This is a genomic window from Campylobacter concisus (assembly GCF_050447505.1).
Lineage (GTDB): Bacteria > Campylobacterota > Campylobacteria > Campylobacterales > Campylobacteraceae > Campylobacter_A > Campylobacter_A concisus_BP.
In genome coordinates this window covers 236,934-258,614 of sequence record NZ_JALMFZ010000001.1, presented here as the reverse complement: position 1 = coordinate 258,614, position 21,681 = coordinate 236,934, and the positions used below count along the sequence as shown (strand labels likewise).

At 33.7% G+C, this 21,681-nt stretch carries 19 protein-coding genes; 1 reads left to right on the top strand and 18 read right to left on the bottom strand.

The genetic code is table 11. From position 1 onward, the window contains the following. Positions 1–7 precede the first annotated feature (7 nt). From tssC to MTT09_RS01185, 18 genes are all read right to left on the bottom strand, one after another. Positions 8–1,456 (bottom strand): type VI secretion system contractile sheath large subunit, encoded by a 1,449-nt coding sequence (gene tssC, locus MTT09_RS01270; RefSeq protein ID WP_103650061.1) that lies wholly within the window; start codon positions 1,454–1,456, stop codon positions 8–10. Between the two features lie 2 nt (positions 1,457–1,458). Continuing rightward, positions 1,459–1,944 carry a type VI secretion system contractile sheath small subunit gene (gene tssB, locus MTT09_RS01265; protein ID WP_012001089.1) on the bottom strand — a complete coding sequence of 162 codons (486 nt, stop codon included), beginning with the start codon at positions 1,942–1,944 and terminating at the stop codon, positions 1,459–1,461. 80 nt (positions 1,945–2,024) lie between these two features. Continuing rightward, on the bottom strand, positions 2,025–3,308 hold the full coding sequence (locus tag MTT09_RS01260; protein ID WP_429802080.1) for a type VI secretion system domain-containing protein: 1,284 nt from the start codon (positions 3,306–3,308) through the stop codon (positions 2,025–2,027). Then, a complete protein-coding gene (icmH, locus tag MTT09_RS01255) occupies positions 3,309–4,073 on the bottom strand; it encodes a type IVB secretion system protein IcmH/DotU (protein ID WP_021086306.1) in 765 nt (254 codons plus the stop codon). It abuts the gene before it with no gap. A 10-nt stretch (positions 4,074–4,083) separates the two neighbouring features. Beyond that, positions 4,084–5,478 (bottom strand): type VI secretion system baseplate subunit TssK, encoded by a 1,395-nt coding sequence (tssK, locus tag MTT09_RS01250; protein ID WP_149720362.1) that lies wholly within the window; start codon positions 5,476–5,478, stop codon positions 4,084–4,086. A 1-nt stretch (position 5,479) separates the two neighbouring features. After that, a complete protein-coding gene (gene tssJ / locus MTT09_RS01245; RefSeq protein WP_021089458.1) occupies positions 5,480–5,947 on the bottom strand; it encodes a type VI secretion system lipoprotein TssJ in 468 nt (155 codons plus the stop codon). 115 nt (positions 5,948–6,062) lie between these two features. Continuing rightward, the gene (locus MTT09_RS01240; RefSeq protein ID WP_429802078.1) at positions 6,063–7,397 is read right to left on the bottom strand and encodes a thioredoxin reductase; all 1,335 of its coding nucleotides are present in this window, start codon (positions 7,395–7,397) and stop codon (positions 6,063–6,065) included. A 3-nt stretch (positions 7,398–7,400) separates the two neighbouring features. Continuing rightward, complete coding sequence (locus MTT09_RS01235) at positions 7,401–8,216, bottom strand: 3-deoxy-D-arabinoheptulosonate-7-phosphate synthase (protein WP_103574205.1); 816 nt, start codon at positions 8,214–8,216, stop codon at positions 7,401–7,403. 18 nt (positions 8,217–8,234) lie between these two features. Continuing rightward, positions 8,235–9,587: a thioredoxin reductase gene (locus tag MTT09_RS01230; protein ID WP_149724254.1), complete on the bottom strand. Its 1,353-nt coding sequence runs from the start codon at positions 9,585–9,587 to the stop codon at positions 8,235–8,237. Between the two features lie 3 nt (positions 9,588–9,590). After that, the gene (locus MTT09_RS01225; RefSeq protein WP_429802076.1) at positions 9,591–13,355 is read right to left on the bottom strand and encodes a hypothetical protein; all 3,765 of its coding nucleotides are present in this window, start codon (positions 13,353–13,355) and stop codon (positions 9,591–9,593) included. A gap of 24 nt (positions 13,356–13,379) precedes the next feature. Further along, positions 13,380–16,952, bottom strand: coding sequence for a hypothetical protein (locus MTT09_RS01220; protein ID WP_429802074.1), 3,573 nt, complete (start codon positions 16,950–16,952; stop codon positions 13,380–13,382). 2 nt (positions 16,953–16,954) lie between these two features. After that, positions 16,955–17,593 (bottom strand): tRNA 2-selenouridine synthase, encoded by a 639-nt coding sequence (locus tag MTT09_RS01215; protein ID WP_429802072.1) that lies wholly within the window; start codon positions 17,591–17,593, stop codon positions 16,955–16,957. A 101-nt stretch (positions 17,594–17,694) separates the two neighbouring features. Next, entirely contained in the window at positions 17,695–17,841 is a 147-nt protein-coding gene (locus tag MTT09_RS01210) for a hypothetical protein (RefSeq protein ID WP_429802070.1), read from the bottom strand. 2 nt (positions 17,842–17,843) lie between these two features. After that, positions 17,844–18,482: a tRNA 2-selenouridine synthase gene (locus tag MTT09_RS01205; RefSeq protein WP_149724154.1), complete on the bottom strand. Its 639-nt coding sequence runs from the start codon at positions 18,480–18,482 to the stop codon at positions 17,844–17,846. Further along, complete coding sequence (locus MTT09_RS01200; RefSeq protein ID WP_429802068.1) at positions 18,479–18,634, bottom strand: hypothetical protein; 156 nt, start codon at positions 18,632–18,634, stop codon at positions 18,479–18,481. The genes MTT09_RS01205 and MTT09_RS01200 overlap by 4 nt, the downstream gene beginning before the upstream one ends. Positions 18,635–18,636: 2 nt before the next feature. After that, entirely contained in the window at positions 18,637–19,287 is a 651-nt protein-coding gene (locus tag MTT09_RS01195) for a tRNA 2-selenouridine synthase (protein WP_429802066.1), read from the bottom strand. Positions 19,288–19,388: 101 nt separating this feature from the next. Beyond that, positions 19,389–19,535 (bottom strand): hypothetical protein, encoded by a 147-nt coding sequence (locus tag MTT09_RS01190; RefSeq protein ID WP_429802064.1) that lies wholly within the window; start codon positions 19,533–19,535, stop codon positions 19,389–19,391. A 2-nt stretch (positions 19,536–19,537) separates the two neighbouring features. Continuing rightward, positions 19,538–20,158, bottom strand: a complete 621-nt coding sequence (locus MTT09_RS01185) for a tRNA 2-selenouridine synthase (RefSeq protein WP_429802062.1) — start codon at positions 20,156–20,158, stop codon at positions 19,538–19,540. Positions 20,159–20,475: 317 nt separating this feature from the next. Between MTT09_RS01185 and MTT09_RS01180 the strand changes: the two genes are divergently transcribed. Then, positions 20,476–21,666, top strand: coding sequence for a NifS family cysteine desulfurase (locus MTT09_RS01180; protein ID WP_103615783.1), 1,191 nt, complete (start codon positions 20,476–20,478; stop codon positions 21,664–21,666). Positions 21,667–21,681: the final 15 nt, after the last annotated feature.

Here is a 21,681-nt window from a genome sequence, read left to right as displayed (position 1 = left end):
CTTAAATTTACTCTTTATCCAGCTTACCAACCAAAGAAAGCTCGAAATTTGCCCCCATAAATTTAAAGTGAGGTCTAGCTAGAAGCTCTATCTTATACCAGCCTGGCTCGCCAGCTATATCGCTAACGATGACCTTTGCGCTTCTAAATGGTCTTCTACTTCTTACATCAGCTGGTGGATTTTCTTGATCTGAGATGTACTGTCTTAGCCACTCATTTAAGCCGCGCTCAACGTCACTGCGCTCTTTCCAAGTACCGATCTCTTCTCTTTGAAGTACTTTTAGATAGTGAGCCAAACGAGAGATCAAAAATACATATGGAAGCTGTGTGCCAAGTCTGAAATTTGTCTCGGCAGCTTTGCCTTCTGGAGTATTTGGGAAAACTTTAGGTTTTAGCACAGAGTTTGCCGAGAAGAACGCAGCGTTGTTGCTATCTCTTCTTAATGTAAGCGTGATAAAGCCATTTTCTGCAAGCTCAAATTCCCTTCTATCTGTGATCAAAACTTCAGTTGGAATTTTTGTCTGAACGCTTCCGTAGTTTTCATAAGTATAAGTTGGTAGGTCTTTTACAGCGCCACCACCTTTTGGTCCGATGATGTTTCCGCACCATCTGTAGTCTGCAAAACTCTCTGTAAGTCTTGTAGCAAACGCATAAGCGCCGTTACCCCAAAGCATATCATCGTGCTTATCAACGCTTTCGCGGTAGTTAAAGCTTTTTATAGGGTTATCCTCTGGGATATATGGAGATCTAGTAAGAAATCTATTTACCATACAACCTGTGTATTTTGCGTCTTCGTTCTCTCTGAAAGTTCTCCATCTTGTGTATTGAGGACCTTCGAGTAGGCTCTTTAGATCTTTTATGTTTTCAAGCTCGCCAAAGTTATCAAGTCCGAAGAATTTAGAAGATAGCGAAGTTAGAAGCGGAGAGTGGCTCATCGCTGCGATTGACGACATTTTGTTTAAGAAAGTCATATCTTGATTTGACTTATCTAGCTCATAATCAGCAACTATCGCGCCAACTGGCTCACCACCAAATTGGCCATACTCAGCTGAGTAAATTTGCTTATAAAGCGTGCTTTGAGTTATATCTAGATTGTTTTCAAAGTCGTCTAAAATTTCTTCTTTTGTAGCGTCTAAAAGATCGATCTTTACGTTTTCGTTGAAATTTGTTCTCTCAACTAAAAATCTAATGCCACGCCAAGTAGATTCTAGCTCTTGGAAAGATTTATTGTGTAAAATTTCATCCATCTGAGCTGATAAAAGCGTATCTATATGAGCTATCATCTCATCAAGTGCAAGCTTATTTATCTTCTCTTCAGCATTGTTTGTTGTGATAATATTTGAGATAAACTCGGCAACTCCTTGCTTTACTACGCTATAACTTTCATCCTCTTTTGTATATTTGCTCCTTTGCATTATGCTTTCGATGATAGGAGTTTTTACTTTAGTTTCAGACATTTTTATTCCTTATCTTTTTCGTCTTTAAGCTCTAAAAGAAGCTGTTTTCTACTATCTTCATCCTTAATAGCCTCTAAAACTGCTTTTCTAAAATCAGGCATATTGCCCATAGGTCCTTTTAACGCAACTAAAGCTTTTCTAAGCTGCAATAGCTTTTTTAGCTCAGGTACTTGGTTGATGATATTGTCTGGATTGAAATCCTGAATGCTTTCAAAATTTAGATCGATATTTAGATCTTCGCTACCAGAATTTAGTCTATTTTTTACTGAAAATTCAGTATGAATGTCTAAACTTTTCATAACTTGATCGAAATTTATCTTATTTATAGAGACAACTTCGCGATCTTCAAGTGGAGTTTGGTTTTCACCAGTTAAATTTGAAACTACCATCAGCTTTAATGGAAGCTCGACATCTGCTTCTTGGTTGTTTGTTTTGGTTCTATAAACAATGTTTATACGTTCTTTTGGTGGGATTGAATTCTCTGCCATAATAACATCCTTTTTTTGAGTAAATGATTTAAGAATTATAATTAAATAAAATTAAAGAAGTTTTAAAAAAACATATTTTATCACAAAAATGTTTTTGCCTTTATATAAATATCTGACAAATAATCCTTAAGCTCGGTGTTTTCTATAAATTTAACTATTTGCGAATATACAACTTTTGCATTGTTGTCCATGCCTTGGCTTGTAAAAATTTTGGAAAGCTCTAACAAAAAGCTAAGCTCGCTTTGCGAATTTGTTGTATATTTGCTTCTATCAAGGGCTTTTATCAGCTCTTCAAAGCTCATATCTTTTTTCATATCATCACTAGAGATAAAATTTGCGCTCTCTTTTTTACTAAAAAATTTAGCACTCTCTTCGCTGAAAAATGCCTCTTCACTTTGAAATTTAAGCTTTTTCATATCTGGGAATTTTTCTATAAAATTTAAAGTCATGCTAGAAACGAGTTCGCTTTGCTCGCTTAGTCCAGATGATCTTAAAAGCTCACAAAATATCCTAACACCATCTATCCAAAATGGATTAAGAGCTAAATTTCTTATAAATTTCTCCAAATTTTCTTGGCTTGTTTCTTTCATATTTTTAAAAAGTAAGATCAAATTTTCATCAGGATAGCGTATCTGTGTCACTTGCTCGCTGCTAACTGGCAGAGCCCTGATCCTGCCCCACATCGCCTCAAAAATAAGCGAGTAAGCGGTCAAATTTTTTATATCATTTTTTAAAAGAGAGACGGATAAATTTACAAAGTACTCCCTAAACTCTCTATCGCTAAATGTGTTAATGTCGCTACCACTAAAAGAGACGCTTTGTGAGTAGCTTGGCTCTGCCTTTTGCGGCTGCTGTTTTGGCTCCTCTACTTTTTGAGCTTGCTCGCTTTTCTCTTCTATATAAAGCGTATCAAAGTGCGTGCTAAGCTCGCGTGAGAGCTCAGGCACAAGCTCATTAAAAGCTCTTGCGTCCGCTTCGTCTAAATTTATACCATCCCTATGAGCTTGTGTAAAAAGCTCTATCGTTTGAGCAAATATCTTTTTTTTAGCAGGCACTTGCTTTTCATTTTTTGCTAATAAATTTGGCTCTTGTTTTAGAGTAGTTAGAAAAAATGAAAAGGCCTCGATCAGGGTTTTAAAACTATCTTTTTGGTTTAAATTTATAGCAGAGATCGCTAAGAAATTTAAAAGCTTTACATCGAGGCTAAATTCGCTTAATGCCTTTAAAGACGAGCTAAAAACAAAGTCCCATTTTATCGTATCATGCGTCAAAGTCTTATACTTTGACATCTCGTCTATAAGGCTGATGTAGAGTTCGTTTTCTGAAAAGTTTTCGTTAAATTTGTTGAAAAACTTATCTTGCACTTACTTTTTGTCCATAAAATTTTCTATTTTATTGTTTAGGACGCTGTCGTTTTTAACGTTGTTTTGATCCATCGAGTAGGTGCTATATAAAAACGCAGCCGCGATAGCTGCAAGCGCTATAAGAATAAAATAAAATTTCAAATGTCTTAGTGAAAATATCTCAAAAAAGCTTCTCTTTTTAGTTTTTAAATAGCTCTTTTCAAATACATTTTCATCAGCTTTGATAAGCGGCGAAACGGCTGAGGCTATATTTTCACAAAGGTATGAAATTTTCTCGTTGCAATCTTCTTGCGCTTCATATTTGCCCTTGTAACCAAGCACCAAACAAGCGTAGATAAACTCTAAAAAATCCTTATTTTTACCAACGTTTTCAAACCATTTATCCATGATGCCAAAGAATTTGTTGCCACCTAAATTTTCGTTGAAAAATCTTGTTGTTAAGGTGTTATTTGCCCAAAAGCTATTCATAAAAATTTCGTTTTTTAGCAAGCTCTCATCGATGAAAACACAAAGGCAATATCTAAGCCTAATGATGTCGTCCTCTTCATAAATGCCTAAATTTGAGATCTTTGAAGTGGTGCTTAATATATCATTTATCAGCTTTTCACGTAAATTTTGCATCTCACTTTGTGAAAAATTTTGTAGTTTTGATACTCTGTTTGCCAAAAGAAGCAGTGGTAGCACATGATCTAGGGCAGGATTTGCGCCAAGTCCTAGAAGCTTTGTCTGGCTTAAAACTGAAATGTCATTTTGATTTTCACTCATTTTTTTATCCTTATAATAAAGCCCACATCTTAATGTCAGCGTTTGATAAATTTGCTGTTATATAGACGCTAATAACGCTTTGATTTGCGAAGCTTTTGAAAATTTCATCTTTTTTATCGATCTTGTAGTAGATATAGTCATTTAGCTTTGGCAATGTACTAGGTATAGCTGAAATTTGCTCTACGTTTATGCCGCGAAGCTGTGATGAGACGATACTTTTGATATTTGATTGGGTGTGGATTTTGCACTGCTCTTTGAAATTTTTAAGCAGGTACTCATTTTTTGTATCGCTATGGATAGCAAAGTAAATTTCTGAGTTTTCTATGATGCTTGGATTATCAAAGACGCAGTCAAAAAAGCCGTGATTATTTTTAACGATCTGTGCCATGACGTATTTTGGCGATAAGATATGCGAGAACAAAAGCCTAAGATTGTTTATTAACGGTACGAAAGTTTGACTTAAGTTGTTGTGATCATAAGCTATAAATTCGCTAAAACTATCATCGTGACTTAGGGCTAGCAGATCAGCTTGAAAATCAACTAGCTTTTCATATAGATACTCTGGATGAATTTTGTCTCTTTTGAAAAGATATGAGAATATCAAGTGCCATTTTTTCAGCATATTTAGCGTCAAATATGTTGAAATATCAAGCCTATTTTTCGCCTGATCTATGCCGCCTAAAAGCCCAGTATAGCTCTCTTGATGCTGCTTTGTAGCAAAACTAAACTCATCTATAAAGCTAGTGATGAAAGAATTTTTACTGATATCGATGCAAGTTGGGATAAATTTCTCATCAAGCGTTATTTGCTTATTTAGATCTATGTTTTTTATCCTGCAAATAGGCACGCTAAGCTCATAAGGCGTCTTTGAGCCAAGCACTCCTAGGGCTGATCTTTGGCTTGCTAGGATCAAATTTTCTTTATCCTGCGTAAAAGCAGACGAAAGCTCAAAGTCGTCTTTGTCATCTAGCTCATCTAAGATGTCGTTGCTAGCTTCATCATGCACTCTTGAGCTAATGAGCGCTTGTTTAGCTGTAAATTTTAGATTTGGCAGGTTGTTTTGCAAGCTAACATCAACAAGCCCTGAGCTAACTGGTAGCTTTAGCACTATGACAGCAGAATTTAGCTCGCTAGGGCTTATCTCAAGTGGCTCTGGTAGGTCGTCTTGATCTGGGGCGTTAAATATCGTACCATCTTGTGAGATGCAAGAAATTTTATTTAGCCCTATCTTGCCTTGAAGCAAAAGCTCGCTTGATATCTCAAGCTCCAAAACTCCATATAAATTTGATAAAGACGAGACGGTTTTTAGGTTTAAATTTCTCTCAAAATACCTCTCTTGCTGCTCGAAATGAACCTTATCAACGTTCATCCCGTTGTACCAGACAACTTTTAGTTTATCAGACATTTTATTTGCTTGCTTGGATCTTAGAGCTGCTAGCGTCTATGGTATTTACGCCATTTTTAGTTATCTCAAAAACTATGTTTTTCTCTTTTGCTTCTTTTGTTGATTTGTAAGCTTTGATATTTGTCTTGCTTTGATCAGCATAAAGCACTAAAATGCCTACGTATGGCACTTCGTCTGGATCGACATTTGTAAAAGCATATCTGTTTGTGTTTGGCTGAATTTGCGTTTTTATAGAGTCTATCTTATCTTGACCAAGTATGTCACCATTTTTCTCAGCTAGATCGACTATGCTAGCTTGCTGAAATTTCGCCACATCTCTTAGCTTGTAAGCGATAATGGTCACTGGCACATTGTCACCGTGGTAGTTTAAGTTTGAATTTGGAGTGTTGCTTATGATAAGATCTTTTGCACATCCTGCGATAAATAGCATAAAAATTAAAGAACAAAGAAATTTAAACGTTTTCTTCATGGTTTCCTTTACCTCACGTTAATAATATTATTTTTATGTAATTCTATCTAAATTTATTTTAGAAGAAACTTATTTTAAAATCAATGTTCTTAAATAAAACTTTAATGAGCGTTAATCAATCCTTTATATTATGCTCTTTGGCATAGCTTAATATCTTTTGCCTAAGATCTTCTGGGAAGCTATCTCTATAAATTACTGGTGTTAGAGGATTTAATTTTTTATCTAATTTGCCAGCCTCATATAGTCTTGTTAGCTCTTCTGGTGTGTTGTAGTATGGTGCATTTGGATATCCCTCTGGTGGGGTTAGGGACATTATTTTAGCTTCTAGGAGGGTGGAGTCGATGTAGAGAGACAACCTTCTTTCATCCCACTCTGCAGGGAAACCTCCTTTAAAATCCTCTTTATTGTCATCTAAAACTTTTTTTATAAAGTTATCAAATTCATTTCTTGTAGTCTCATTTGCATCTAGGTCTCTAGGGTCTAGTAGCTTGCCTTTATCTTCTACAAGTTCTCTAAGCCCAGCATAAAAGCCACCATCTGGTATAACTACTAAATTGTCTCTATTAAAATCCATCACGAAATAGCTTCCTACTATCTCATCAAGATAAGGTATCATTCCATATTCATCTAGTGGGGGATTTTTAGCTAGTCTTCTAAATTCTTCAGCCATTTGTAAATTTTTATTTAGACCTATATCATAAGTAGTGTATTCAAATAAATCACCTAAAAATTTGAAAGCCTTTGTTACTCCTAGCTGAGCCGCTAAAAAAATTCTTTGATAATCCCTTGCTTTAAATCCTGCTTCATTTCCATATGAGAACCCCATAGGATCTCCAAGTATTCCTGCACACATTCCCCACTCTGCTGAAAAAAGCATTGATTTTAATGTACCTTTGTGAGCATTTACTTCATCATAAATTTCAGCATATTCTGGCTTTGTTAGTTTGCCACTACTATCTACTCTACCTATGGCATCATCTGGGATATCTATCATAGTGCATTTTAGGTTACTTCTTTTTACTAGATAGATATATCTATCTCTCTTATCTTTTAAGCTTTCATAGTAGGCTTTTTCTGATTTAGTCCAAGGTGATAGTTTAGTTGAGCTTGGTTTATAGCTAATGTCTAGCCATGGTTTAAAAGATAGATAGTCTGTTTGACCTAGAGAATTTGGTTTAGGGTTATAGTATAGTGGCTTATAGTTTTTATATGGGGATGAGTCTAGGATGGAGCGGGCTTGTAGGAGCATTTGAGATTTTTCTTTTAGATAAGCTTCATCATTTGCAATATTTTTTGAAACAATTAAATTTGTCTTCTTATCGATCTCAATTATATTTCCATTTGGCGCTATAACCGTATAAATTTCTTTATCCATTAAATTTCCTTTATTGATTATTAATAGTGATCCTGCTACTAAAAGAGCTATGATGATAAATATGATCTTCTTCATCTCTTATCCTATATATAGACCATCTTCCATAACTATGGTGGTGGCTAAGCGACCAATTAGGCGAGGAGGCATATCTTTTTTGCCTCTAGATTTGTTTTTAGGAAATCTACACCCCACATACATACCCTTGACATTGTTGTTTCCTATCACATCTAATGCTTTTAGTAGTCTTCTTGATTTATTATCTACCTCTGAGCCAAAGGTGTTTAAATTTCCATTTTTAAAGTCTTCTAGTATCTCCATAGCTTCGTTGTATTTGTCTATTGGTAGGTCAGTGCCCTCTTCTACACCCTGACTATATAAATCATAAATTTCACCTCTTTGTTTTATACCTATTGGATTTGATGGACTTATTGTAAGCAATGTTTTAACTCCTTGTAGCATAAGCTCTTTTGGTGAATATGCTAGTTTTTTGTTTCTTTTGTTAAGGTTATTAAAGAACTCTTCATCAGTTTTATTGTTTGTTCTTAGTTCATCTAGACATAGATAAGATATCATAGTATCTAGACTTATATCTTTAGATAGGTTAGAGTCTAGTTTGTTTGTAGTAGTGTTTATATCATAGTAGAAGAAGTTATGATAGTCTAGTCCTCCACTAGATAGTCTTCCTCCTATGATAGTTCTTTTTAGATCTATATTTATAAAAGATGAGTATATCTCTATAGGATAGTAGGTATATTCACTTGTTTTATTTGAATTTGGTTCATAAGATATATTCTTAACAGCATAGGTATCATTAAATTTATTTGTGAAATACTTATGAAGTATTAGTTCATAAGATCTTTTTTGTTGTTCGTAGGTGGCTCCGTTTGGAGCCATAGATATTAAGCTTATTTTCTAATCCTTTATATTATGCTCTTTAGCGTAAGATAATATTTTTTGCCTAAGATCTTCTGGGAAGCTATCTCTATACATCACTGGTGTTAGAGGGTTTAGCTTTTTATCTAATTTACCAGCCTCATATAGTCTTGTTAGCTCTTCTGGTGTGTTGTAGTATGGTGCATTTGGATATCCCTCTGGTGGGGTTAGGGACATTATTTTAGCTTCTAGGAGGGTGGAGTCGATAAAAAGAGAAATATCTTTCTCATCCATTTCTTGCGGAAATCCAGGAACTTCATATTTATCTTGGAAATTTGGTAATTCTTTTTTTACATAAGAAACAAATTCCTCCCTCGTGGTCTCATTTGCGTCTAGGTCTCTAGGGTCTAGTAGTTTGCCTTCATCCTCTACGAGTTCTCTTAGGTCTTTATATAAAGAATTATCTGGCATTGCCGCTACCCCACCCCTATTAAAATCCATCACGAAGTAGTTCCCTACTATCTCATCAAGATAAGGCATCATTCCATATTCATCTAGTGGGGGATTTTTATATAAATTCTCAAATTTTATTTTTGTTTGCAAGTCTTTATTTGAGCCTGAAATATAAGACGAAGAAGAAAAGTATCTAGCTAGTACTTTTAAAGCATCTACATCTCCTAGTTGAGCTGCTAAAAATACTGCTTGTCTGGCTCTTGTTTTAAAGCCAGAGTTATTTAATACAGTAGCTGAAGAAAACGATTGTCTATCTCCTAATATACCTGCGCAAATTCTCCACTCACCATTAAATAATCTTGATTTAAGTGTATTTTTATTTCTATCTACTTCATCATAAATTTCAGCATACTCTGGCTTTGTTAGTTTGCCATTGCTATCTACTCTACCTATGGCATCATCTGGTATATCTATCATAGTGCATTTTAGATTGCTTCTTTTTACTAGATAGATATATCTATCTCTCTTATCTTTTAAACTTTCATAGTAAGCTTTTTCTGTCTTAGTCCAAGGGGATAGTTTAGTTGAGCTTGGTTTATAGCTAATGTCTAGCCATGGTTTAAAAGATAGATAGTCTGTTTGACCTAGAGAATTTGGTTTAGGGTTATAGTATAGGGGTTTATAGTTTTTATATGGGGATGAGTCTAGGATGGAGCGAGAGTCAAGGACTAGCTTAGACAACAAGTCATTATTTGTTTGACCTTTTATCTCATTTTCTGAAACAATTAAATTTGTCTTTTTATCAAATTTTACCTCTCTACCATTGTGGGCTATAACCGTATATGTATTAGTGTTATCCATTGTTTTTCCTTTATTTATAAATAATGCTGATATTGCCGCTACTAAAATAGCTATGATGATAAATATGATCTTCTTCATCTCTTATCCTATATATAGACCATCTTCCATAACTATGGTGGTGGCTAAGCGACCAATTAGGCGAGGAGGCATATCTTTTTTGCCTCTAGATTTGTTTTTAGGAAATCTACACCCCACATACATACCCTTGACATTGTTGTTTCCTATCACATCTAATGCTTTTAGTAGTCTTCTTGATTTATTATCTACCTCTGAGCCAAAGGTGTTTAAATTTCCATTTTTAAAGTCTTCTAGTATCTCCATAGCTTCGTTGTATTTGTCTATTGGTAGGTCAGTGCCCTCTTCTACACCCTGACTATATAAATCATAAATTTCACCTCTTTGTTTTATACCTATTGGATTTGATGGACTTATTGTAAGCAATGTTTTAACTCCTTGTAGCATAAGCTCTTTTGGTGAATATGCTAGTTTTTTGTTTCTTTTGTTAAGGTTATTAAAGAACTCTTCATCAGTTTTATTGTTTGTTCTTAGTTCATCTAGACATAGATAAGATATCATAGTATCTAGACTTATATCTTTAGATAGGTTAGAGTCTAGTTTGTTTGTAGTAGTGTTTATATCATAGTAGAAGAAGTTATGATAGTCTAGTCCTCCACTAGATAGTCTTCCTCCTATGATAGTTCTTTTTAGATCTATATTTATAAAAGATGAGTATATCTCTATAGGATAGTAGGTATATTCACTTGTTTTATTTGAATTTGGTTCATAAGATATATTCTTAACAGCATAGGTATCATTAAATTTATTTGTGAAATACTTATGAAGTATTAGTTCATAAGATCTTTTTTGTTGTTCGTAAGATGAAGTATAAGCACTATCTAGAAAAAAATTAAAGCCGGCTTTTGTGAGATTAGATATTACTGTTTTTCCTGCATTTTTTGCAAATTCTATACCTATCCTTAAAGTTATAAGTTTTCTTGTAGTGCCTTTATACTCTTGTGCTAATTTTTCCTGATTTAGACGTTGAGCTTTGTCTTCTGCTTTTTGTCCAAAATAAGAAAAAAGGTAGTCATTGCTTTTTAGCTTTTGCATCTTAAAAAATTCGCGACCTTTATGAAGATTAATATTTTTTTTATCATTTTCGCCGATGAATATTAAATAAGGTTTTTCTTTTATTAGCGTGACCAATCTAAGCTCCCCGCCCGTTGCCATAAATATGCCTTTAACGACATTAAGAGGAGCAGCGTCTTTTCCTACATAAAACATTGTCCTTATGACACTTTTCCATACAGTTTCACCGCATTTATCTATAAAAAAGCCATAAAATGGAAATATATCGTACAATATATCGTTCATTATAGACTTTAATGAAAAATCTATCATATCCTTATACTCATCATCATTTATCTGTTTTATATATCTTTTAAATTTTTCATCCTCTATACTGCTCGTATCTATATTATTAGGATTACTAAGTGTCTTTTTAAGTTCTTTATATTCTTCGTCACTTAAAGAATTTTCTTTTTTGAATTTACTTGCAAATTTCTCATCACTCATATCATATGTATCTATAGTTGTTGGCTGTTCAAGTATCTTTTTTAACTCACTATATGTATCATCATTCAATATATGATCATCATCCGCCACATGGCTTTTTTCTATTGTTTCCACTATCTCTTCTATACAGATGGCATCCTTTTGTCTCGCTTTTTCCTCTTTTTCTTTTTTTTCTTTTTTTTCTTTTTTAAAGAAATATATAGGAACTTTTGTTTTATCTTCCTTTAGATAATAGGTATTTTTAGATAAAACTAGAAGCGTTTCGCCATATAAATTTATGGCTTCATCCCCGAGATAAGATTCTGGTTTAATTATGGAATTATCAAATATTTGTCTTAATATAAAATATCCCATCGTTAATAAAAATACTTTTGTTGCTGGATAATAGTATTCTGTTTCTATCTTAATTGCACCATTAGACTCCTCTGATAGTAGTTGCATCATACCTCTATCATCGATTGGTATTGAGGTTGGCTTACCCAAAGCATAAACAATGCGATCTCGTTCCGTATTCGAATTCAAATTTAAAAAGAAAGTCTTAAATTCCTCTATATTTGCCTTTAAAAATTCTTTCTCATTTTTGATTATCTCTTCCATGTCTTTAGCATTTTTAAAGTGCTTATCTATATGACTTAAATAGTCGGCAGCTTGTGCAAATTCAAAGAATCTATCTGTGTTTCCAAAGATTTCTTTGCCCATTGACGTGTTAAATATAGAATTTTTTGAAATATTGTTTTTAAATTTCTCGATCTTCTCTTTACTAACCCTTGTAAATGGGCTTAAGCTTAATAGATATAGATCTTCATCGTTTTTGGCGTCTATTTGTATAGAGTACTGACTATAGTCTTTTGTGCCATTTAGTTGTTTAGGATCAGTCACCTTCTTATCATCCGCTCTATTTAGACTATCTACTATCTTATAGTTTAATACGTTTTGTAAAAGATGCTCGTTTAGCTTTGCATTTTCTCTTATTGGGGCATTTGAAATAACAAGATAGTTTTTAGAGATACCGCTACTATTATTTGTATTATGAGTGTTGTCTTTTGTGGTTAAGGATTTGTCTCTTAAAAGATTTGCAAATTTTAAAGAGTTAAAAAATGGATATTGCATATAGACAAAATTTGCTCTATTTGCGATCACGCACTCTTCTATCCTTTTAAGTAAGCTCTCTTCAGTATTATCCTTATCGTTTTTACATATTGATATATTATTCTTTTTGTCTATATTTTCATATTTACTTATCTTTGCATCAAATAGACTTTTTTCATCACCTTCTAATGAAAAATCAGAACAAATTCCGATGTACTCGTCATAGTTACTTTTTGTCCTAGTAGCTGTTATATCAAACCCTGAAAAATCTATAAATGCTCCACTCTTTTGATCGTCATTTGTAAAAACTAAGATATTATTAAACGATACTGTATTTAATAATCCTAGAGTAAAGCCAAACTTAGTAGCTAGCAAACTCATAACCGGACCAGAAAAAGCATAAAATCCTCTTTTTTGGAGAAATTCACTTACATTTTTTATAGCAGAAAGGGCATCTGGCACGGCAAGCAGTAGTGTTAGTGGTTTAAAGGTAGACCTTAAATCAGTTATATCAATAAGGCTAAAAAGAAATTTAAATATCTCTTTTGCTATGTAAAGCTTGCCATCCTTTGAAGCTTTTTCAAGATTTTCTTTGATTTCTGTAAATCCGCTCTTGATTGCCTCTATGCTCTCTTTTCCCTTATCGAAATTTTCATGGTTTAATATTATGGTGACTTTTTCTATTAGTGCGTTTTGTAGCTTATCCAACAATGAATTAATTTGTTGATCTAATTTTTTATAGTTGCTCACTAGCTCACTAGATGCTTCTTCGAAATTTTTAACTTTATCATCTTTATCCCTAAACGAATTTGCAAGGTTTGCTAACTCTTTAGTAAATTCTTCTATAATATCCTTTTCTTGACTAAGCACCTCTAAATTTATACTACTGTTTGCGACTTTTATTTCATCAGTTCTTTCAAAACCACGATCATTTTTAAATAAACTAAACTTATCAAAGTATTTATAAGTCTTTATGCTAACATTTTTACCCGCCTTTTTTTGATCATATAGCTTGGTAAATATCTTATTATATAAAGCATCTCCGTTTAGTATATTTGTATTATAAAAATGATTTAAATCACGACAATAAAAGGTTATATTTTTGTATGTCTCACCATTAACACCAAACTCGAAAAGCAATTCCTCTATGCTTCTAATAATTTTCGTATTATCTAGTCTCAAGAACGATCCTTCACTTTAAATTTATCAACTAACAAGCATTACAAAGCTAGTTGTGTTTATGTCGTTTTCATATCCACTATCTAGCCCTTTAGCTATCTCAAGCTCTATACTTTTAGCGCCGGTTGGAGTTAAAAATACTTTCGTATAAGTTTGCTTGTTTTTATCTGTACTAGAGCTGTTAAACTCATCCAAACTAGCATAAAATCCCACACCACTTTCAGGACTATTTGCTTTTTTATAGTTCTCTTTATCAAGTGCGCTAAAATTCTTTGGAGCAACAAATACCAAATTTAGCTTATCTGCTCCATATCTTAGTTTAAATTCTTTTATATCATAGCGCTTATCGTCATAATTGTCCGCCAAAAGAGCCTTTAAATTCTTATCCTCTACGTCTCTTCCCTTGTCTAAGTTGAGCTTGATCTTACTAAAGCCATTTTTATCTTCAAATTTTTTATCAAATAGATAGTATGTAGCCACCAAAAGGTTATCACTCTGAGAAGCAAAAGCCTTTACATGCAGTCTTATCACTGGCTTGTTTAAATTTGGATTTACCACCGCTGGATTATTGTTTTCAGATGTTGGACTACCTACGCTATGAGCTAGCTTTATCCTATTTTCTTTTTTTATGCACCTTAGCGGTGAGCCAGTGTTGCTTAGGCACGCTGGCACTAGATCTTGCATAACAGCATAGTGGTTATTCATACTTTTTAGACTAAGAGCTGCTCTTGGCACGTATGCCACCTTTGTGCAAGGGTTTTTAGCCGAGCAGCCAACTATCGGTGAGTTTATAAAATCAACATCAAGTATCACACCTTGATCATCTGACCTTATGCTTTTGCCTGCTCTACTTTTTAAGATCACATGGCCGCCATGTGGGCAAACTACCACGTCATCTTCTATTATTGGATTAGCAAAGGCAGTTCCAGAAGCACCTACCGCACTACTTCTCTTTTCTAAATTTAGCCTCTCATTTGCCCGCTCAAGCGACTCTTTGGTCTCTTTGTTTGTTGGTTTTAGGTCTATATTTAGGCTTTTGTTTAGTAAAGAGTAGTTTAGCACACAAGCTCGTTGGTTTTTATAATCGATAGTTAGTCTTCCCTTGTCTTTATCCTCATCCCTTGGCTGATGAGAGAAGCTTAGCAGGTTAGAATTTGACTCCTCCCCGTCCTCTTCTTTTTTAAAGTATAGTGGATAGTCTGATTGCTCGGTGGCGGTGCTTAGAGGCTTATCTATTATATACACTTGTGTTTTTAGCTTTGTAAAGTCTATATCCAGATCAGAGCTAACTTGATTGATATCAAATATACTCTTATCTCTTAAAAATATATCCACCTTGCCGTCACTGATATGCATTAGCTCGTTTGGCTCAAGCCTTATCACATTTAAGTAATCTTTTGCCATATCATTTTTGGCGTCTTTTGCCACGTTGTCTATTAGCTTAAAGTTATGCGTTAGCACTATGCCTCTTGTTATCTTCTTATCAGTATTTGTCTTAGCTATTACCACATAGTGTTTGTTATCGTCCGCATATTTAAAGCTCTCAAATTTTAGCTCATAAGCACTTCTATAAATTTCTAGCCTTGTGTTTATATACTGCTCTAGCTCTTTTTCGTTTGAGTTAGAATTTGCATGCGAGCTTACTATCTTAAAAAAGTCAGATATATAGCCCATACGATCTTTAAACGCTGCTAGATCGACCTTTTTGCTTAGCATAAAGTATCTAACCGAGTAGATAGCAAAGAAAAGATCTACATCGCCGCTTTTTACCTTGCTAGCTATATCTTTAGCGTCTAGCGCCTTTATCTCCTCTCTATCTATCATATCTACAAATTTATCTTTCTCTTTGTAGTACAAGAGCGAGCTTACAGGGTCTTCTAAATTTGGCGCCTCTTTTTCATCTTCAAAACCAAGAGAATTTACATATAAAGCCACAGGGTATATCACGCTCTCAAGTATGCTAAGCCTTTTTTTATCCTCGCTGCCTAGTTTTGGTAGATAGCCTAGAGAAATTTTATAAAAGTAGACGTTAAAGCTTAGGCTTTGTATATAGTCATTTAGATAGTCCAGAGCGGCTGGCACATCTTTGTCTTTTATCTTTGCCTCATTTTTTTCATTGCTTAGCAGGTACTCCATCAAGTATAGGCTCTCAACTATCTGTTTCATAAAGTGCGAAGCAACCAATATATTTATAAGATGAAGTTTCTTTGTATTTTTATAGTCATATTCTGCCAGATGCCCATCTAAACTTTCAGCCCCTAGTCCATATCTAAACCCAAGGTCAGATATCACAGAAGTGCTTGGCTCATAGAGTTGGTTCCACTCTCTTTTAAGGCTATCTCCATCATCACTAGCATCAAAGAGCCCTTCATCATTTTTATCATAAATTTTATGTCTGACGCTATCGCAGTGATGTATCTCTACTTCAGAGCTTCCTTTGCTAGATTTGTTGATATTAGAGCTTACCTTTTTATCTCCTACTTCCTTGCAAGCCTTTTCGTTATTTTGAACTACATTTACACAATCTTTTAGTGTGCTCTTGTCGTCTTTAAAGCCAAACATATTTTTTATCTTGTTAAAGACTGAGCTTGCTATCTTTCCTACAAAGCCATTTGGGTCAAGTAGTCTTGCTATCCACCTTACGCCTTTCATTATTGCCTTAGCTATAAAGCTTACAAATCTTAAAGATATAGTGACTAAACTAGCAAATGCACCGCCAAATCCAGGGGCGTTAAAAGTATATAGCTCTTTTACATCTTTAGTGTATAAAAAGGCAAATGACTGAGCCAAGTGGCCGCCTAGTGAGTGACCTGATAAGACAAGGTTAGAAACTTCGCTTGTATCGTTTGAATTTGCCTTATGCTCTTTTATAGCGTCATACATATCGCTCTTTAGCATAGCCATAGAGGCTATCTGGTTTAGTCCTGCACCCAAAAGGGCTATCATACCATCGGTAAATACTAGGTCCTTAAACCCTAGCTCCGTTCCTCTAAAGCCTATGATGTAGTTATTAAATTTACTATCATAAAAGACCGTCGAGCTAAAGCCAGTGATAGATGTATTTTTGATGTGATGGACTAGCTCATAGCGATTGACAAAGGCTTTTGTGCGAAGGGAAATTTGGTGAAAATTTGGCTTGTTGACAAAAACGTAAGACTCTTTGGTTATCTTATCAGTATAGACAAAACTTTGAATTTCGTTATTTATAGGTTTTACTTCAGGCTTTTCACCTTCACTAGATATAGGTTTGGTTATTACCATATCTTGATTAAAACGAGCTTCTATGGCTAGAGCGTAAGCGGTTGGGTCGCCTATTTTACGATTATTTGCTTGAGATTTATCTGTTTCGTTGCTTTCATCTATTTTATCGCCTTTAGTTATATCATCTGCATATCTCCAAACAGGTTTTTCTACTTCTTGATCTTTATATGAATTTACAATCTTTTCAGGGGCATTATCTTTGCCAACCTTACTATAAAGATCATCTAAGCCATTTTTCTCATTCTCAAAGATATTATGTAAAAAGGCATAACTTGCATCAGCAATATCAGCATAGTCTTTAAATTTAATTATTTGTTCTTTTGTTGAAATTTTACTCATTTTTATTTCACTTTTTCAAATTTATTGTTATTAAGGATAAATTTATTATTTCCACCAATATCTTTTATGTCTTTTCTAGATAGTGAAAAACCTCTACCTTCGTCACCAAATAAGCCGTATTTTGTATAGCCAACTGCATAGTAAACAGATACGGCTATGGCTACTACATTATTATTGTCATCTACATAAAAATAAGATGGAAGCATTGTAGGTTTAAATTTATTGTAGTTTTCAGTGCCTATGTAGTTTATTATTTTTTGTCTATCTTGATTTGATAATTCAGGCTTTTTCTCATAAGTCCTTGCTGGTGTATAGTATGGTTTGCCATTTGAAAGAATTTGCTGCATTTCAGGATTATTGTAAAACTCGAGCTTTAAAATTTCTCTCATTTTTTTATTTCTCTCATTTTTGTTAGGTATTGTCTTTATTCTTTCTAAGATCTCTTTTCTCTTATTATCTCTTATTTGCTCTTGTTTCTCTATCTCATCAACAAATTTTTGATTAAATATATATCCTCCACCATACTTGCTAGCTAAATTCTCTAGTTCAGAGTTACTTATCTTATTGCTTGCTTGATTTGCAGAGCAAGCTATTAAAAATATGCTTGTTAGTAGTAGAAGTATAATACCTATAAATTTCATCCTATATCCTTTTAGAAAATTTCTTTTGCTTATTTTATTGTCTTTGAAATTATAATATTATTAATTTATTATGTTTTATTTGTAGATTGTTAAATTTTTTATTAATTGAGGTTATTTTTATCTATATTATTAACTAGCCCATTTTTTTCATTCTCACTTACCCAGTGAAGCATTGCATAACTTGCATCTGCTATATCTGCATAGTCTTTAAATTTTATTATTTGTTCTTTTGTTGAAATTTGGCTCATTGTTATTTCACTTTTTCAAATTTATTGTTATTAAGGATAAATTTATTTCCGCCTCTAGCAGTATGTATTTCTCCTTTTGATAAAGAAAATCCTCTACCTTCATCACCAAATAAGCCATATTTTTTGACTTTGTAGTTATATGTTACTGTTAGTTCAATAGGCACTATGTTATTGTTATCATCAATATAAAAAGACCAAACATTAATATCTGGTGTAAATTTATGATAATTCTCTTGTCCTATATAGTCTATTATCTTATTGATATATGAATTTGATAAATTTACAGCCTTTTGATAAGTGTTAATTGTATGGTATTGTTTGCCGTTAGAGAGAATTCGTGGGAGTTTTTCATTTACCAATGTCATATCAACATCATATATAGTTATAAATTTATCCCCTTGCTTGATTTTTCTAGGATTTGACCTTATCTTGTCGCCAAGCGATTTGCTTAGCTCTTTTCTCTCAGCTTCTCTTTTCTCTATCTCATCAACAAATTTTTGATTAAACACATAAACCCCACCATATTTACTAGCTAAATTTTCTAGTTCAGAGTTACTTATCTTATTGCTTGCTTGGTTTGCAGAGCAAGCTATTAAAAATATGCTTGTTAGTAGTAGAAGTATAATGCCTATAAATTTCATTCTATATCCTTTTTGTTTGGTTTATCATTTAGATCATCTAGTCCATTTTTTTCATTCTCACTTACCCAGTGAAGCATTGCGTAGCTTGCATCTGCTATATCTGCGTAGTCTTTAAATTTTATTATTTGTTCTTTGGTTGAAATTTCACTCATTTTTATTTCACTTTTTCAAATTTGTTGTTATTAAGGATAAATTTATTGTTACCACTAATATTTTCTAAAGTAGTTTGACTTAAAGAAAATCCTCTGCCTTCATCTCCATATAAACCATAATTTTTCTTTTTTACATAGTAATCAACTGTCATTACGATAGGCACTATACTTCCGTCACTTTCTATGTAAAATTTGATTAAATCTATATATGGTTTATGTTTGTTGTAGTCTTGCATACCAATAAATTCTTTTATTTTATTAATATAAATTTCAGGGACTATTGATTTTTTGCCAGTCTTGTTTTCATAATCTATCCAGCGCGTATAGTATGGCTTGCCATTTGAAAGAATTTGCTGCATTTCAGGATTATTGTAAAACTCGAGCTTTAAAATTTCTCTCATTTTTTTATTTCTCTCATTTTTATTAGGTATTGTCTTTATTCTTTCTAAAATCTCTTTTCTCTTACTATCCCTTATTTGTTCTTGTTTCTCTATCTCTTTCTCAAATTTTTCATTAAACACATAAACCCCACCATATTTACTAGCTAAATTTTCTAGTTCAGAGTTGTTTATCTTGTTGCTTGCTTGATTTGCGGAGCAGGCTATTAAAAATATGCTTGTTAGTAGTAGAAGTATAATGCCTATAAATTTCATCCTATATCCTTTTAGAAATTTTATTTTGCTTATTTTATTGTCTTTGAAATTATAATATTATTAATTTATTATGTTTTATTTGTAGATTGTTAAATTTTTTATTAATTGAGGCTGTTTTTATCTATATTATTTTCTAGCCCGTTTTTTTCATTCTCGCTTACCCAGTGAAGCATTGCATAACTTGCGTCAGCTATATCTGCATAGTCTTTAAATTTTATTATTTGTTCTTTGGTTGAAATTTGGCTCATTTTTATTTCACTTTTTCAAATTTATTGTTATTAAGGATAAATTTATTGTCACCACTAATGTTTTTTAAAGTTGTTTGACTTAAATAAAATCCTCTGCCTTCATCTCCATATAGACCATAGTTTTTCTTTTTGACATAATAATCAACTGTCATTACAATAGGTACTATACTTCCGTCACTTTCTATATAAAATTTAATCAAGTCTATATATGGTTTATGTTTGTTATAGTCTTGCATGCCAATAAATTCTTTTATTTTATTAATATAAATTTCAGGTACTTTAGCTTCTTTACCAGTTTGTCTTTCGTAGTCTACCCAACGTGTGTAGTATTGTTTGCCGTTTGAGAGAGTTCTAGGATATTTATTATCAAACCCTTTTAAATTCTGTCTCATCTCAGCATCAGTTTTTGAAGCATTCACTATTGCTAATTCTGCTTCTCGTCTTATCTTTTCTTTAGTGGTTATCTCTTTCTCAAATTTCTCATTAAACACATAAACCCCACCATATTTACTAGCTAAATTCTCTAGTTCAGAGTTACTTATCTTGTTGCTTGCTTGGTTTGCAGAGCAAGCTATTAAAAATATGCTTGTCAGTAGTAGAAGTATAATGCCTATAAATTTCATCCTATATCCTTTTAGAAATTTTATTTTGCTTATTTTATTGTCGATATATTTACGTTACGATTAATTATCTCGCATTTAAATTTTTAATCCTTAAGAAAAAGAATTAATATTAAGAGTAAATTAGGCTTTTTTAGGCGAAATTTCGCAAATGTCGTATCTGCCAAATATTGATAAAGAATTTCAATATTTTTTAATATCAAAATGAACCAAATATTGAAAAAACTAAAGCATTTTTTTAAACTTGCTTTTAACTTTTTTGTTATAATATCCCATCAAAAATAAAAGGGATATTTTTTATCCGAATTAAGGTTTTAAATTTGAGAGTATATTTAGACAATAACGCCACAACGATGGTTGATCCGGAAGCTTTTGAACTTATGAAGCCGTTTTTTTGCGAAAAATACGGCAATCCAAACTCACTTCATAAATTTGGCTCAGAGACCCACCCAGCGCTAAGAACAGCGCTAGATCAGCTCTACGCCGGACTAAATGCAAAAGATAGCGATGACATCGTCGTTACCTCATGTGCGACCGAGAGCAACAACTGGGTTGTAAAAGGCATCTACTTCGACAAAATAGCAACTGGCGAGAAAAAACGCATCGTCACAACCGCAGTCGAGCATCCAGCCATTTTGGCAACTTGTAAATTTCTAGAAAAATATGGCGTGGATCTTACGGTCTTAGACGTAAATAGCGACGGCATCGTCACTCCAGATCAGTTAAGAGCCGTCATGGACGAAAATGTCGCGCTTGTCGCCATAATGAGCGCAAACAACGAAACTGGCATGATCTTTCCTATAAAAGAGCTTGCCAAGGTTGCCCACGAATACGGCGCTTTATTTCACACTGACGCGGTTCAGGCAGTTGGCAAGATAAAGATAGATGTTCAAGACCTAGACGTTGATTTCCTAAGCTTTTCAGCGCATAAATTTCACGGACCAAAGGGCGTTGGAGCGTTATTTATAAAAAATAGCATGCCACTAAGTAGCTTGCTTCACGGTGGCGAGCACATGGGCGGACGCAGAAGCGGCACGCTTGATGTACCAGGCATTGTTGGCATGGGCAAGGCGCTTGAACTAGCAAATAAATTTATGGATTACGAGCACTCACACGTTCGCCGTTTGCGTGACAAGCTAGAAGATGCGCTACTGCAAATTCCTGACGTTAGCGTCGTTGGTAAAAAAGATCAACGCGTGCCAAACACCATCCTAGCTTCTATCAAAGGCGTCGAGGGTGAGGCTATGCTTTGGGATTTAAATAGAGCTGGCATAGCAGCATCTACTGGCTCTGCCTGTGCGAGCGAGACGCTAGAGAGCAACCCTATCATGGAAGCTATCGGCGCTGACAAAGAGTTAGCCCACACCGCACTTAGACTCTCACTTTCTAGGTTTAACACCGAAGAGGAGATCGACTATGCGATAGAGCAGATAACAAAGGCTGTAAATAGGCTAAGAGGCATATCAAGTACCTTCGCGTACGCCCCAGAGTGGCATAAGAGTGGATTATAAAATTTAAAGGAAAAA